Consider the following 13,834-nt stretch of genomic DNA (forward strand, 5'->3'; position numbering starts at 1 on the left):
CGGAACGGAACGTATCGTTTCATATATACGAGACGTTCCGTTTCGATAAGGACTTCTTCCATGAATACCGTTGCCAGTAAAGCCCGCGCGCCATCAAGATTGCGTTTTGCCGGGTTTGTCTTTCTGTTCGTCTATCCGCTGGTGACCTTGGGTCTGTTGGTCTTGCTGCCGCTGACCCCCGGCTGGCCGATTCCGGCGCGCACGGCAGTTCTGGTGCCGATTGTGGTTACCGCGATGGTCTGGGGGATCATCCCGTTCATCCAGACCCGCCTGCGCCGTTGGCTGTGATCAGAAGGTCAGCCGTACCGATTTCTCGGCCACCTCGACCGTCAGGCGACGGTGCTGGCGAGTGGTTTCTTCCTGAACCAGCAGGAAATGAACCTGCGCGGGCCCAATCTCTGTCAGGGCAGAGGGGTTTGACAGCACCTCCCACAGATCGGGGTCAACCTTCAGGCGCGTCGCCTCGCCCAGCAAAAGCCAGCGGCTGTCGTTACGGGTGACGGTGATGCGCCCGCCTTGCGGCATTGCGGTTTCAAGGCACAACACCAGCAGGAAGGCCAGCTTTACCTCGCGCCGCGCCATGTCGGGCGGGCCTTGCCAATCCACCTCGACCCGGCCGCCCCGGGTGACACCCGCCAGAATATCGGCCACCTCGCGCCGCCCGATCCGCTGATCGCCCGTGGCAGCCCCAAAGGCCACGCGGAAAAACCGCACGCGGGCATTGGCATGGGCCACGCTTTCAGAGATCAGCGCAACCTCTGGCCCCTGGGCCGTGCCTTCCAGCAACAGCAGTTCCACCCCATTGCCGATGGCGCCGATCGGGCTGATAAGGTCATGGCAGATACGAGAGCCGATAAGTGCGGCAAGGTCGGGCTTATCGTGCAAGGCGTTACCTCTGAATGGGAGATGTCGGATGCTGTCGTTTCTGGAACCGGGCATGTTCGTGCGCCATCCCGGCCAGCCCGATTGGGGGCTGGGGCAGGTGCAGTCGAACATCGGAGGGCGGGTGACGGTGAACTTTGAACATGCCGGCAAGGTCGTGATTGATGTCCGGCAGGTGACGCTTGTTCCGGATTTCTCTGCCTAATCCAGTATGGGTTAACGAAGCCCTAACGCAACCGGTTTGCGCGACCCCGACGCAGCGGCGCGGCCCGTCTGGCCGGTTGCAATGGCAGGGGGCAGCCCTTAGAACTCGGCTCAGATACTGGTGGGCAGGCCCGAGGACGGAACCGGCGCAAGATGATCGACGACGATGCCGCCTTTACCTTGCGCCTTGCACGGGATGACCGCGATCTGCGGGCAGCCCAGCGCCTGCGGTATGAGGTGTTTGTGGCCGAACTTGGCGGCAGCGGCCCGCTGGTAGACCATGACCAACGGCTGGAGCGCGATGATTTCGACCCCTGGTTCGACCACCTGTTGCTGATAGACGAGCGGCGCGACCCTGCGACCTTGCAGGATGTGGTGGGCGTTTACCGGCTGCTGACGTCAGAGCGGATGGCACAGGCCGGGCGGTTCTATTCCGAAAGCGAATATGACCTGACTGCGTTAAAGACCTGTGGCCGCAAGCTGGTAGAGCTGGGCCGGTCCTGCGTTCATCCCGACTATCGCGGCGGGACGGCGATGTTCCATTTGTGGAACGGGCTGGCCGATTATGTGCTGGAGCGGGGGATCGAGATCCTGTTTGGCGTTGCCAGCTTTCACGGCACAGATGTGGCGGCGCTGGCGGAACCCTTGTCCTATCTGCACCACCACCATCTGGCACCGCCCGCCCTGCGGGTGCGGGCGCTGGAACCGCATCGGCAAGAGATGGATCTGGTGGCAGAGGCCGGGCTGGACCGCCGTCGCGCCATGGCGGGCACCCCGGCGCTGATCAAGGCCTATCTGCGGCTGGGCGGGTTTGTCGGCGACGGGGCGTGGATTGATCACGCCTTCAACACCACCGATGTCTGTCTGGTCATGGACACAGAGAAGATGAGCGCCAAGCACCGCGATTTCTACACCAGAAAGAAAGCCCGCGACGCATGAGCGAGTGGCGCAATGCGCCGATCGAGCTGCCGCCGATCGGTCCTGTGGGTTTTGTGCTGGCCTTGGCCCGCGGGGTTGCTCTGGGCGTGGTGACCTATGGCTGCCTTGTGCTGCTGTTGCTGTTGCGCCTGATTGAGCGTCCGCTGTTCGGCGCCGAGCGCCCCATCACGCCGTGGTTGACGCAATTCGTGTGCCGCAGCGCCTTTTTCATCATGGGGCTGCGGCTGTCCGTGCAGGGCACGCCGATGCGGCAGAAGGGGGCGGTGGTGGCCAACCATTCGTCCTGGCTGGATATTTTCGCGCTGAATGCGGTGCAGCGGGTCTATTTCGTCTCGAAATCCGAGGTGGCGGGCTGGCCGGGGATCGGCTGGCTGGCGCGGGCAACGGGCACCGTCTTTATTGCGCGCAAGGGCACCGAGGCAAAGCGCCAGCAAGAGCAGTTCGAGGCACGGCTGCGCCTTGGACACAAGCTGCTGTTTTTCCCCGAAGGCACCTCGACCGATGCCATCCGCGTCCTGCCGTTCAAATCCACGCTGTTCGCGGCCTTTTTCACCCATGGGCTGGACAGGGTGCTGCATATCCAGCCGGTCACGGTGATCTATCATGCGCCCTTGGGGCAGGACCCGCGGTTTTATGGCTGGTGGGGTTTGATGGATTTTGCGCCCAGCCTGTGGCGGGTCTTGGCAACCTGGCCGCAGGGCAGGGTGGAGGTGATCTTTCACCCCGAGGTTCCGGTGGATGCCTTTGCCGACCGCAAGGCGCTGGCTGCCCATTGCGAACGGGTGATCCGGGCGGCCCATCGGTTGGCGGAAGGCTGACGGGGGAAAAGCCACGACTGGCCACAAGAAACCGATATTCGGGGGCGCCGACCCACTGGCATTGCCAGAGCGATTGCGCTAGAGGGCGACTAACGACCGGCCCGCCCTTTGTGCTCTGGCGGACCGGGGGTTTCACACCCCCGGACCCCCGTGGAGTATTTGAAAAGGTGCAAGCGCCGGGTCCGCCTTGGTCCTTGAAGGAGCGCGCCCATGAAAGCTGCTGTCGTCACCTTTCCCGGTTCGAATTGCGACCGTGATCTTGCCGTCGCCTTTGAGCGGGCGGGGTTTCAGGTGGCGCGGGTCTGGCACAAGGACAGTGCCTTGCCCGAGGGGACCGATGTGGTTGGCGTGCCCGGCGGGTTTTCATTCGGCGACTATCTGCGCTGTGGTGCGATTGCCGCGCAATCGCCGATCGCAGCGGCGGTGCGGGCCCATGCGGCGCGCGGCGGCTATGTGCTGGGCATCTGCAACGGCTTTCAGGTTCTGACCGAAATGCAACTGCTGCCCGGTGCGCTGATGCGCAATGCGGCGCTGAAATTCGTCTGCCGCCCAGTTCGCATGACCGTGGCCACCACGGACAGCGCCTTTACCAGCGCCTATGCCAAGGGCAGCACGATCACCGTGCCCGTCGCCCACCATGACGGCAATTATACCATTGATGCCGAGGGGCTGGCGCGGCTGAAGGCCGAGGATCGCATCGCCTTTCGCTATGACGGCAACCCCAATGGCGCGATGGATGACATTGCGGGGGTCCTGTCGGAGAACCGCCGCGTGCTGGGCATGATGCCCCACCCCGAGCGGGTGGTGGACGCCAGCCACGGCGGCACCGATGGGGCTGCCCTGTTCAAGGGGCTGATGGGCGGGTTGGCGCTGGCCTGAACCCCATCGCCTTGAGGCGGCGCGGGTGAGACCCTAGAATCGCCCCATGCAGGATACGCCCCCCAACCAGCCTAATGGCCCGATTGCCTCGGGTGATGGTGCTGCAACCCCTTCGTGGCGGATGCGGCTGGCGGTGGTTGTGTTGCTGCTGATTGCGGCGGGGACGGTGTTGATCACCAATCGCTGGCTGTCGGAACGCTTTACCGAAACCACGCGCAACCGGGCCGAACTGCGGGTCGCCCTTTATTCCGGCAATGTCGTCAGCGAGTTGCAGCGCACCTCGGTTGTGCCCCTGCTGCTGGCGGCGGATCCGGCGATCCGCAACGCGCTGATGAAGGGCACGTTTCCCGACACCACGCTGCGCCTGATGCAGGTGCAGGAAGAGATTGGCGTGGCGGCGATCATGCTTTTGGACAAAGACGGTCGCGTGACGGGGGCGACCGACCGCAACCTTCTGGGCAGCCAGCACCGCGACCGCAGTTATTTCTTTGAGGCATTGCGCAGCAAGGACACCGTTTTTGCAGCAGCGCCCCGCGATGGCGGCGGCTTTGATTTCACCTATTCCCGCGCGATCAACGTCGAGGGCGATACGCTGGGCGTGATCGTCGTGGGCGTCGATCTGATGAAATACGAACGCTCTTGGGCGGGATTGCAGGATGAGGTGGTGGTGACCGACAGCACCGGCACCGTGATCTTGTCCACCCATACCTCTTGGCGGGGCAAGCCGCTGGATCAGGCGATGACCGCGGCCGACACGCCTTCGGCCTTTGGGCTGGCGCTGAAAGGGGCGGCGGACTGGGCGCAGAACCCGCCCGATGCCTATGTCTCGGGCGAGGCGGTGTTGCGGGCCGAGGGGCGGGTGCCGTTCCGCGGCTGGAAGATGATCATCTTCACCACCTTTGATTCGGTACGCGAACGGGTGAACGGTGTCATCGCGCTGGAGATCATGGGCTTTGCCATTCTGGCGGCGCTGACCTTTTACCTCATGTCGCGCAAGGCGTGGTCGCAAAGCCAGTCGTTCCGGCGGGAGTCTGCGGAGTTGCGGTTGCTGAACGCCCGCCTCAGTCGCGAGATTGCCGAGCGCGAGAAGGTTCAGAAGAACCTAGAGGTGGCAGAGTTGACGCTTGCACAATCGTCCAAGCTGGCCGCGTTGGGCGAAATGTCGGCGGCGGTCAGCCACGAGTTGAACCAGCCCTTGGCCGCGATGAAAACCTACCTCGCGGGCGCGCGGTTGTTGTTGCAAAGGAAGCGGCCCGAGGAGGCGCTGTCCTCTTTCCAGCGGATTGACGACCTGATCGAGCGGATGGGCGCGATCACCCGGCAACTCAAATCCTATGCCCGCAAGGGCGGCGAGGCGTTCGAGCCGGTCGATCTGCGCAACTGCCTGTCGTCGGCCCTGTCGATGATGGAACCGCAGTTGAAGGCGCGGGTGGTGCGGATCACCCGCACCCTGCCGCGCCAGCCCGTGATGGTGATGGCCGACCGTATCCGGCTGGAACAAGTGATCATCAACCTTTTGCGCAACGCGCTGGATGCGACCAAGGATGTTGCCGCGCCGCAGATCGACCTGATCCTGACCATGGGCGAGACGGCGGTTCTGGCCGTGCGTGACAATGGCCACGGCATCAGCGAAATGGAAAATATCTTCGAGCCCTTCTACACGACGAAAAAACCCGGAGAGGGTGTCGGTCTGGGTTTGGCGATTTCGTCGGGCATCATGACCGACCTTGGCGGGCGCCTGACGGCGCGCAACGCCGATGGCACGGGTGCGGTGTTCGAAATGCAGCTGCCGATCCTTGGCAGCGAAGCAAAAGCAGCAGAATAGGGGGTTCGTGAATGGCACGAGCGATGAAAGTGGCAATCGTCGATGACGAGGCCGATATGCGCGCCTCGATCAGCCAGTGGCTGGCCCTGTCGGGGTTTGACACCGAAACCTATGCCAGCGCCGAAGACGCGCTGAAGGTGATCGGGCCGGAGTGGCCGGGTGTCGTGGTCAGCGACATCCGGATGCCGGGCATGGATGGGATGGCGTTTCTGAAACGCCTGATGGGCATGGATTCGGGCCTGCCGGTCATCATGATCACCGGGCATGGCGACGTGCCGATGGCGGTCGAGGCGATGCGGGTCGGCGCGTGGGATTTTCTGGAAAAGCCCTTCAACCCCGACCGGATGACCGAACTGGCCAAGCGCGCCACGCAGGCCCGGCGGATGACACTGGACAACCGCGCCTTGCGCAAGGAACTGGCCGACGGCTCGGTTCTGATGAAGAAACTGATCGGCGCCAGCCCGACGATGGAGCGGCTGCGCGAGGACATCCTTGATCTGGGGCAGGCGGACAGCCACGTTCTGATCGACGGCGAAACCGGCACTGGGAAGACTTTGGTGGCCCATGCGCTGCACGCGGTGGGGCCGCGGGCGTCGAAGAAATTCGTGACCATTTCCTGCGCCGCCTGGGGCGAGGATCAGCTTGCCGCCAAGCTGTTCGGCCCCTCGGATGACGGCAACCTGCCGCTGGTTGAGGAGGCGCGCGGCGGCACCCTGTGCCTGGAAGACATCGAAAGCCTGAGCCACCCGCTGCAATCGCGCCTGCTGACCTTTATCAACGAACAGGGCCTGCCACCGGAAACCCGGATCATCGCGATTTGCAACGAACATGCGCCGGACAAGACGCTGCAGGATGCGCTGCGGTCCGACCTGTTCTACCGGCTGGGCGCCATGACGATCATCTGCCCGCCGCTGCGGTCGCGGGGCGAGGACATTCTGACCCTGTTCAACCGCGCGGCCGAGGCGTTTTCGGAAGAATACGGCTGCGCCGCGCCGCAGGTGACCGCGCAAGAGGCCGCACAGCTGTTGCAGGCGCCGTGGCCGGGCAATGTGCGCCAGCTGGTGAACATTGCCGAACGGGCGGTGTTGCAGAACCGCCGGGGCACCGGGTCCATCGCCTCCTTGCTGATGGCCGATAACGAAAGTACTGACCCGACCGCGCTGACCACCGAAGGCAAACCGCTGAAGGAATATGTCGAAGCGTTCGAACGCATGCTGATCGACAACACCATGCGCCGCCACAAGGGCAGCATTACCAGCGTGATGGACGAGCTGTGCCTGCCGCGCCGGACGCTGAACGAAAAGATGGCCAAGTACGGGTTGCAGCGTCAGGATTACGTCTGACTGTATCGGCGCGTGCGAACCACGCGCCGATCCTGACCCGCGCCGCGAAGGGCGGGCGCGAAAAATCCCATTGTAATCGACAGGAATTTCCCCATAGGGTCATCCCAAGCGTGCATCTGCACGCCAAGGAATTCTCCCTTGCCGTTCTGGCGCGCCTGCCGCGCCGCCCGGAAAGGGCCGGATCGGTCCGGTAACGGACTGTCGTATTGCCCGCAAGTCACTGACGAAACGGGCTTTTTCAGGCGGGTGGCGCAAGCCGCCCTTATGTGAGACCGCGATGCTGCGAGCGAGTGATTTCGGAACAGGCGAGGGGTGCCCACGGGGCATGGCCCGCCTGTCCGCACCGCGCAGCCTTGCCCAGACAAGCCGCCCCGAAACCGCAAGGACGACCGCCGGACCTGGGTCCGGCCCGGAAATGCTTTCCGGGCGCGAAAGATCAAAATGTCGAAGAAAATGCTTATCGATGCCACCCACGCGGAAGAGACCCGCGTTGTCGTGGTGGACGGAAACAAGGTCGAAGAGTTCGATTTTGAAACCGTAAACAAGCGCCAGCTTGCCGGAAACATCTATCTGGCCAAGGTGACGCGGGTGGAACCCTCGCTTCAGGCGGCTTTTGTGGATTATGGCGGAAACCGCCATGGCTTCTTGGCCTTTGCCGAAATCCACCCCGATTATTACCAGATCCCGGTTGCCGACCGCAAAGCGCTGCTTGAAGAAGAGCGCGCCTATGCCCGTGCGCAGGACGAAGAGGAAAACCGCCGCGCCCGTCGCCCGCGCCCGCAGCCCAAGGCCCAGTCGGTCGAGGGTGGCGATGAGGTGCGGACCGCCGAAATCGGCGGCATGGATGTGGTGGATCTGGGCGATGAAACCGGGGCCGACGCCCTGGTGACCGAGGTGCCAGAGGCCGTGACCGCGGTTGAAGCCGTGGCCGATGATCAGCCCCATCTGGGCCATGACCACAGCCACGACCATGCCCATTCGCATGATGACAGCAACGGCGAGAAAGCCTATCGCGCCATCGACCACGCCTCCGATACCGATGACGAGATCGAGTCGATCGCCGAAGAGGATGTGGCCGAGGAAATCAGCGCCCCGCGCAAACCGCGCCCGCGCCGCTACAAGATCCAAGAGGTCGTCAAGGTTCGCCAGATCATGCTGGTGCAGGTGGTCAAGGAAGAGCGGGGCAACAAGGGCGCCGCACTGACTACCTATCTGTCGCTGGCCGGTCGTTACTGCGTTCTGATGCCCAACACCGCGCGCGGCGGTGGCATTTCGCGCAAGATCACCAATGCGGCCGACCGTAAAAAGCTTAAGGAAATCGCGGGCGAGATGGACGTGCCGGAAGGTGCGGGCCTGATCGTGCGGACGGCAGGGGCCAAGCGCACCAAGCCGGAAATCAAGCGCGATTACGAATACCTGATGCGGCTCTGGGAAGAAATTCGCCAGCTGACGCTGAAATCCATAGCACCTGCCCAGATTTATGAGGAGGGCAACCTGATCAAGCGCACGATCCGCGACCTGCACAGCCGCGAGATCGAGGAAATTCTGGTCGAAGGCGAGGCGGGTTACCGCACCGCCAAAGACTTCATGCGCATGATCATGCCCGCACAGGCGCGCGACGTGAAACGCTATGAAGACCCGACGCCGCTGTTCGCGCGCTATCAGGTCGAAGGCTATCTGGGCGGCATGTTCAACCCGGTGGTGCAGCTGAAATCCGGCGGCTACATCGTGATCGGCGTGACCGAGGCGCTGGTGGCGATCGACGTGAACTCTGGTCGGGCGACCAAGGAAGGCTCGATCGAGGAAACCGCACTCAAGACCAATCTTGAGGCGGCGGAAGAGATTGCGCGGCAGCTGCGCCTGCGCGACCTTGCCGGTCTGATCGTCATCGACTTCATCGACATGGAAGAGCGTCGTCACAACACCGCCGTCGAGAAGAAGCTGAAGGACAAGCTGAAAACCGACCGCGCCCGCATTCAGGTGGGTCGCATCTCGGGCTTTGGCCTGATGGAGATGAGCCGTCAGCGCCTGCGCCCCGGCATGCTGGAATCGACGACTCAGCCGTGCAGCCATTGCCACGGCACCGGCCTGATCCGGTCGGATGACAGCCTTGGCTTGCAAGTGCTGCGCGCGCTGGAAGAAGAAGGCACGCGCAAGCGGTCGAAAGAGGTGCTGCTGAAGGCGCCCATCGGCATCGTGAACTTCCTGATCAACCAAAAGCGCGAACACATCGCCCTGATCGAAGCGCGCTATGGCATGTCGGTGCGGATCGAGGCCGATCCGGCGCTGGTCAGCCCGGATTACTCGATTGAAAAGTTCAAGACGGCCACCCGCGTGGTGCCGGAACAGGCCACCGTCATTTCTGGCAATGCCAGCCTGATGGGCGCGCCGGTCGAGGAGGAAGACGAGGATATCGTCGAAGCCGAGATCATCGAGGATGAGGACGAGGCAGAAGCACCCGTTGCTGTTGCAGCCGCGCCGGTCGAGGACAAGGGCGAAGGCCCGTCGAAGAAAAAGCGTCGCCGTCGGCGTCGCCGCAAGCCCGGTTCGGCTGGGCAGGCCGGTGCCAATGGCGTGGGCGCTGATGACGAAGCTGACGGCGATGTCGATGGTGAGGATGACGGCGAAGAAGCTGACGGGGAGGACGGCGTAACTGAAGCCCCGGTCGAGGCGGTGGCCGTTGTTGCCGAAGCCGTGGCAGAGGTGGCGGTCGAGGTGGCTCCGGTGACGAAGAAACCATCGTCGCGTGCCAAATCGGCGGCGGCCAAGGTGGCTGACGCCGAGGCCGTGGCCGCAAAGCCCAAGGCAACCCGCAGCCGTAGCACCAAGGCCAAGGCAGAGCCGGTGGCGGAAGACGCTGTCGCGCCGGTTGCCGAAGTGACTGCTGACGTTGCTGCCGAAGACGCCGCTCCGGCGAAGAAAACCGTGACCCGCACCCGCAAGGCACCTGCCAAGGCTCCGGCCAAAGCGGTGAAAGACGTGCCGGTGGTGGCCGAGGCTACCCCCGCTGTGGCAGAGACGCCCGCACCGGTGTTGCAGCCCGATCCCGGTCTTGAACCCGCCCCGGTGACGGTGGCGCTGCGGCCCGATCCGCAGGATGCTCCGGCAGCGACGGATAAACCTGACGCCCCCAAGCGCAAGGGCTGGTGGTCGCTGGGCCGTTAAGGCCCGGCCAATCGGTGTAGAGAAGCCGGGGCGGTGGGGAAACCTGCCGCCCTTGGTCTTACGGGCCGCGCCGGATCAGATACAGCGCCACGGCCCCGTCGCTGGCCGCGCCCAGAAAGGCGTGGCCCGCTTCGGCGCAGAAATGCGGCAGGTCGATTGCGGCCATCGCGTCGGTTGCCCTTACCCGCAGCACCTGACCGGGCTGCATCTCCATCAGCCGCTTGCGCGCGCGCAAGACGGGCAGGGGGCACAACAGCCCCTCGCAGTCGATTTCCGTGTCCCATTCCATGCCGCCTGATACCGCCACGCCACAAATCGCGCCAGTCCTGACGCATGTGTGACCCTTTGACCGGATGACGCAGGCCGCAGGGCGCGCTATCAGCAGGGGGCAGGAGGGCCCCATGTTCGGCATCGACATTCTTGACGCAAGCCTTTTGCCAGCTTTGCTGGTCGCCCTGATCGCGGGCACCCTGTCGTTCCTGTCGCCCTGCGTGCTGCCGATTGTGCCGCCCTATCTGGCCTATATGTCGGGCATTTCGGTGGGCGAGATGAAGCAGGGCCGCGCGCCGGTGCTGGCAGCGCTGTTCTTTGTGCTGGGTCTTTCGACGGTGTTCCTGCTGCTGGGCGCGGCAGCTTCGGCGTTCGGCGCGCTGCTGTTGGGCTATACCGATATGCTGTCCACCGTGGCCGGGGTGGTGGTGATGATCTTTGGCGCGCATTTCCTGCGCATCTTCCGCATTCCACTGTTTGACCGCGAGGCGCGGCTGGATGCGCCCGCGCAGGGCGGCAGCGCCCTTGGGGCCTATGCGCTGGGGCTGGCCTTTGCCTTTGGCTGGACACCCTGCATCGGCCCGCAACTGGCCGCCATTCTGACACTGGCCGCACAAGAGGGGTCGGTTGAGCGGGGGGCGGTGCTGCTGGCGGCCTATGCGCTGGGGCTGGGCATTCCCTTTATGGCCGTCGCGCTGTTCATGGGGCGGATGACGCCGGTCATGGCCTTTTTCAAACGCCATATGGAGCGGATCGAGCGGATTTCCGGCCTGATGCTGTGGACCATCGGCCTGTTGATGCTGACCGGAGGATTTTCAGCCTTTTCCTACTGGCTCCTGGAGCATTTGCCCTTTCTGGCCGAGATCGGCTGATCCCTTCCCGAAAATCGCCCAAATCGGCAATCAGAAAGGCCGGATGGATCACGCGTCGCCCAAAGCGGATAACCCGGCACAAACCCGCCCCTTCCGGCGGCAGGTGTTTTACCTGCCCGGATATGACCCGTTCCACCCCCGCCGCTACCGAGAGCTTTACCGCAAAGAGGCCAAGGCGCAGGCGGCTGTTTCGGGCTATGACATCGCGCTGCGGGCGCGAAAGGGCGACGGGCCTTACGGCTGGCATGTGACGGCGCGGATCGACGGGGCCGAATGCGTGACCGACATGCAGGTGCTGGTCTGGGCCGATATCGTCAAAGCCTCGATGGCGCATGGTGTCGGGGCGACCTATCTGCAATTGTTGCGCACGGTCTGGACCTATATCGCCACCGGCGCGCTGTTCCGGCTGATGCGGCTGCGCAAGGGGCCGATGATTGCGGCGCTGTACCCAGTGGCGTTTCTGCTGGGACAGTTGGCAATTGCACTGGTGGCGGGGATCGGGCTGGCGGCAGAGCTGGCGCATCTGATCCATTCGGCGGCAGGCTGGGTGGTGGGGCCGCCCTTGGTCTGGCTGATCCTGCGGGTATTCCGGCGCTGGGACCACAAGGTCTATGCCTATTACCTGATGCACGATTACGCCTATTCCGCGCAGGTTAGGGGGGCGACACCGCCCGAACTGGCGGCGCGGATGCGGGCGTTTCAGGGCCAGATTGCCACGGCGCTTGGTGGGAGCGCGGATGAGGTGCTGGTCATCGGCCATTCGTCGGGCGCGCACTTGGGCGTATCGATCCTGGCCGATCTGATCCGGCAGGGTCTGCCCGCGCAGGGGCCAGAGCTGTCGTTCCTGACCTTGGGGCAGGTGGTGCCGATGGTGTCTTTCCTGCCCGAAGCGCGGCAATTGCGCGGTGACCTTGCGTTTCTGTCGGCCAGCCAGGCGCTGACCTGGATCGACATTTCCGCCCCCGGCGATGGCTGCGCCTTTGCGCTATGCGACCCGGTCAGCGTGTCTGGCGTGGCCCCTGCGGGCAAACGCTGGCCGCTGGTTCTGTCGGCGGCTTTCACCCAAACCCTGTCGCCGGAGCGGTGGAAAGCCCTGCGTTGGCGTTTCTTTCGCCTGCATTTTCAGTATCTTTGCGCCTTTGACCGGCCCGGAGACTATGACTATTTCCAGATCACCGCCGGGCCGCAAACGCTGGCCCAGCGCTATGCGGGCCGAGAGCCGTCGAAAAGCCGCATCGAAACCCCGCTTTCGGGCTATACCACAACCGCATGACCCCGCCGAAACCCCAACCCCGGCCAGACCGCGTTTCGCTGTGGCGCTATCTGCGCCTGTTTCGCCAAGACATCCTGTCGGCGCAGCCCGCGCGGCTATACCGGGCGTGGATGGCAGAGTTTCGCACGCCCTTCTTTCGCAGCTATCTGTGCAATGATCCGGCGCTGGTGAACCGGGTCCTGGTGGAAAGCCCCGATGATTTCCCGAAATCGAACCGCATCCGCGCCGGGCTGGAGCCGTTGCTGGGCAATTCGGTCTTTGTGACGAACGGCGAGGTGTGGAAGCATCAGCGCCGCATCATCGACCCGGCGTTTGAAGGGGGGCGGTTGCGCGGCACCTTTCCCGCGATGCTGGCGGCGGGGCAGGCGGCTGTGGCGCGGATGGGGGCGGGCGTGGTTGAGGTGGAGGAGATGGCCAGCCACGCGGCCGCCGATGTGATCTTTCGCACGCTGTTCTCGATTCCGATTGAGAATGAACTTGCCGCCCGCGTCTTCCACGAATTCCGCGCCTATCAGCGCAGCCAGCCGATCCTGAACCTTGCGGCCTTTCTGCCGCTGCCGCGTTGGTTTCCGCGCTTTCATCGACCGGCCACGCGGCGGGCGGCGGAGTCGATCCGCAGCCTGATCGCCCGGCTTTGCGCCGAACGGGCGGCCCAGATCGCCGCCGGAACCGCGCCCGATGATTTGGCGACCAAGATCATGACCACGCCCGACCCGCTGACCGGCCAGCGGTTCACCACGGCGGAAATGGTGGATCAGGTGGCAATCTTCTTTCTGGCCGGACACGAAACCTCTGCCTCGGCGCTGGCTTGGGCGCTGTATCTGTTGGCCAGCCATCCGCAGATACAGGACCGGGTGGCGGCAGAGGCGGCAACCCTGGGCGATGCACCCGATTTCGCCGCGATCACCCAGCTGAAGCTGACGCGCGATGTGTTCCGCGAGACGCTGCGCCTGTATCCGCCCGTGCCGATGATGGTGCGGCAGAACCGTTGCCCGGTGCATTTCCGGGGCCGCAGTATCGCGCCGGGTGGGCAGATTGTGATCTCGCCCTGGCACCTGCACCGCCATGAACGGCTGTGGCAGGCCCCTGACGACTTTGACCCCGACCGCTGGCAGACCGAAGCGGGCCGTGCATCGGCTCGCGATGGCTTCATCCCGTTTTCGGCGGGCGCAAGGGTTTGCCCCGGCGCGGGCTTTGCCATGATCGAAGGGCCGCTGCTGCTGGCGCTGCTGGTGCGCGCGATGCGGTTTGCAGTCACCGAAACGCCGGTGCCGGTGGCGCATCTGACCGTGCGGGCGCGCGATGGCATCCGCTTGCATGCAGCGGCGCGCGCGGGTTTGATGCAATAGGAATGCGGGCTTGCA

Annotated in this window: 13 protein-coding genes; 11 read left to right on the top strand and 2 right to left on the bottom strand. The window is 64.1% G+C overall.

Going from position 1 to position 13,834, the window contains the following annotated elements:
- The first annotated feature begins 60 nt into the window (after positions 1-60).
- On the top strand, positions 61-288 hold the full coding sequence (locus JI744_RS03395; protein ID WP_202658295.1) for a hypothetical protein: 228 nt from the start codon (positions 61-63) through the stop codon (positions 286-288).
- Here JI744_RS03395 and JI744_RS03400 read toward each other — a convergent pair whose 3' ends face one another.
- Positions 289-885, bottom strand: coding sequence for a histidine phosphotransferase family protein (locus tag JI744_RS03400; protein ID WP_202658296.1), 597 nt, complete (start codon positions 883-885; stop codon positions 289-291).
- 28 nt (positions 886-913) lie between these two features.
- Here JI744_RS03400 and JI744_RS03405 point away from each other — a divergent pair, with 28 nt between their 5' ends.
- From JI744_RS03405 to JI744_RS03435, 7 genes are all read left to right on the top strand, one after another.
- On the top strand, positions 914-1,087 hold the full coding sequence (locus JI744_RS03405; RefSeq protein ID WP_202658297.1) for a DUF3553 domain-containing protein: 174 nt from the start codon (positions 914-916) through the stop codon (positions 1,085-1,087).
- 152 nt (positions 1,088-1,239) lie between these two features.
- Positions 1,240-2,025 carry a GNAT family N-acetyltransferase gene (locus JI744_RS03410; protein ID WP_202658298.1) on the top strand — a complete coding sequence of 262 codons (786 nt, stop codon included), beginning with the start codon at positions 1,240-1,242 and terminating at the stop codon, positions 2,023-2,025.
- Positions 2,022-2,843, top strand: coding sequence for a lysophospholipid acyltransferase family protein (locus JI744_RS03415; protein WP_202658299.1), 822 nt, complete (start codon positions 2,022-2,024; stop codon positions 2,841-2,843). The genes JI744_RS03410 and JI744_RS03415 overlap by 4 nt, the downstream gene beginning before the upstream one ends.
- Before the next feature lie 210 nt (positions 2,844-3,053).
- Positions 3,054-3,722 (top strand): phosphoribosylformylglycinamidine synthase subunit PurQ, encoded by a 669-nt coding sequence (purQ, locus tag JI744_RS03420; RefSeq protein WP_202658300.1) that lies wholly within the window; start codon positions 3,054-3,056, stop codon positions 3,720-3,722.
- Between the two features lie 46 nt (positions 3,723-3,768).
- Positions 3,769-5,547: a sensor histidine kinase gene (locus JI744_RS03425; protein WP_202658301.1), complete on the top strand. Its 1,779-nt coding sequence runs from the start codon at positions 3,769-3,771 to the stop codon at positions 5,545-5,547.
- 11 nt (positions 5,548-5,558) lie between these two features.
- Entirely contained in the window at positions 5,559-6,890 is a 1,332-nt protein-coding gene (locus tag JI744_RS03430; RefSeq protein ID WP_202658302.1) for a sigma-54-dependent transcriptional regulator, read from the top strand.
- A gap of 441 nt (positions 6,891-7,331) precedes the next feature.
- Positions 7,332-10,055, top strand: coding sequence for an Rne/Rng family ribonuclease (locus JI744_RS03435; RefSeq protein WP_202658303.1), 2,724 nt, complete (start codon positions 7,332-7,334; stop codon positions 10,053-10,055).
- A gap of 58 nt (positions 10,056-10,113) precedes the next feature.
- Here JI744_RS03435 and JI744_RS03440 read toward each other — a convergent pair whose 3' ends face one another.
- Positions 10,114-10,344, bottom strand: coding sequence for a sulfurtransferase TusA family protein (locus JI744_RS03440; RefSeq protein ID WP_202658304.1), 231 nt, complete (start codon positions 10,342-10,344; stop codon positions 10,114-10,116).
- A 112-nt stretch (positions 10,345-10,456) separates the two neighbouring features.
- Between JI744_RS03440 and JI744_RS03445 the strand changes: the two genes are divergently transcribed.
- Genes JI744_RS03445 through JI744_RS03455 form a run of 3 tightly spaced genes read left to right on the top strand, consistent with a single transcriptional unit; the run spans position 10,457 to position 13,819 of the window.
- Positions 10,457-11,197 carry a cytochrome c biogenesis CcdA family protein gene (locus tag JI744_RS03445; protein ID WP_202658305.1) on the top strand — a complete coding sequence of 247 codons (741 nt, stop codon included), beginning with the start codon at positions 10,457-10,459 and terminating at the stop codon, positions 11,195-11,197.
- Positions 11,198-11,240: 43 nt separating this feature from the next.
- Positions 11,241-12,470 (top strand): hypothetical protein, encoded by a 1,230-nt coding sequence (locus tag JI744_RS03450; RefSeq protein WP_202658306.1) that lies wholly within the window; start codon positions 11,241-11,243, stop codon positions 12,468-12,470.
- Positions 12,467-13,819: a cytochrome P450 gene (locus tag JI744_RS03455; RefSeq protein WP_202658307.1), complete on the top strand. Its 1,353-nt coding sequence runs from the start codon at positions 12,467-12,469 to the stop codon at positions 13,817-13,819. The genes JI744_RS03450 and JI744_RS03455 overlap by 4 nt, the downstream gene beginning before the upstream one ends.
- The last annotated feature ends 15 nt before the right edge of the window (positions 13,820-13,834 follow it).

Source organism: Fuscibacter oryzae (assembly GCF_016765795.1).
Taxonomy (GTDB): Bacteria; Pseudomonadota; Alphaproteobacteria; order Rhodobacterales; family Rhodobacteraceae; genus Fuscibacter; species Fuscibacter oryzae.

What these genes read in the sequence shown, in the direction of transcription:
- JI744_RS03395 (WP_202658295.1), top strand. Translation starts at nt 61, where the DNA reads ATGAATACCGTTGCCAGTAAAGCCCGCGCGCCATCAAGATTGCGTTTT.
- JI744_RS03405 (WP_202658297.1), top strand. Translation starts at nt 914, where the DNA reads ATGCTGTCGTTTCTGGAACCGGGCATGTTCGTGCGCCATCCCGGCCAG.
- JI744_RS03410 (WP_202658298.1), top strand. Translation starts at nt 1,240, where the DNA reads ATGATCGACGACGATGCCGCCTTTACCTTGCGCCTTGCACGGGATGAC.
- JI744_RS03415 (WP_202658299.1), top strand. Translation starts at nt 2,022, where the DNA reads ATGAGCGAGTGGCGCAATGCGCCGATCGAGCTGCCGCCGATCGGTCCT.
- purQ (WP_202658300.1), top strand. Translation starts at nt 3,054, where the DNA reads ATGAAAGCTGCTGTCGTCACCTTTCCCGGTTCGAATTGCGACCGTGAT.
- JI744_RS03425 (WP_202658301.1), top strand. Translation starts at nt 3,769, where the DNA reads ATGCAGGATACGCCCCCCAACCAGCCTAATGGCCCGATTGCCTCGGGT.
- JI744_RS03430 (WP_202658302.1), top strand. Translation starts at nt 5,559, where the DNA reads ATGGCACGAGCGATGAAAGTGGCAATCGTCGATGACGAGGCCGATATG.
- JI744_RS03435 (WP_202658303.1), top strand. Translation starts at nt 7,332, where the DNA reads ATGTCGAAGAAAATGCTTATCGATGCCACCCACGCGGAAGAGACCCGC.
- JI744_RS03440 (WP_202658304.1), bottom strand. Translation starts at nt 10,344, where the DNA reads ATGGAATGGGACACGGAAATCGACTGCGAGGGGCTGTTGTGCCCCCTG.
- JI744_RS03445 (WP_202658305.1), top strand. Translation starts at nt 10,457, where the DNA reads ATGTTCGGCATCGACATTCTTGACGCAAGCCTTTTGCCAGCTTTGCTG.
- JI744_RS03450 (WP_202658306.1), top strand. Translation starts at nt 11,241, where the DNA reads ATGGATCACGCGTCGCCCAAAGCGGATAACCCGGCACAAACCCGCCCC.
- JI744_RS03455 (WP_202658307.1), top strand. Translation starts at nt 12,467, where the DNA reads ATGACCCCGCCGAAACCCCAACCCCGGCCAGACCGCGTTTCGCTGTGG.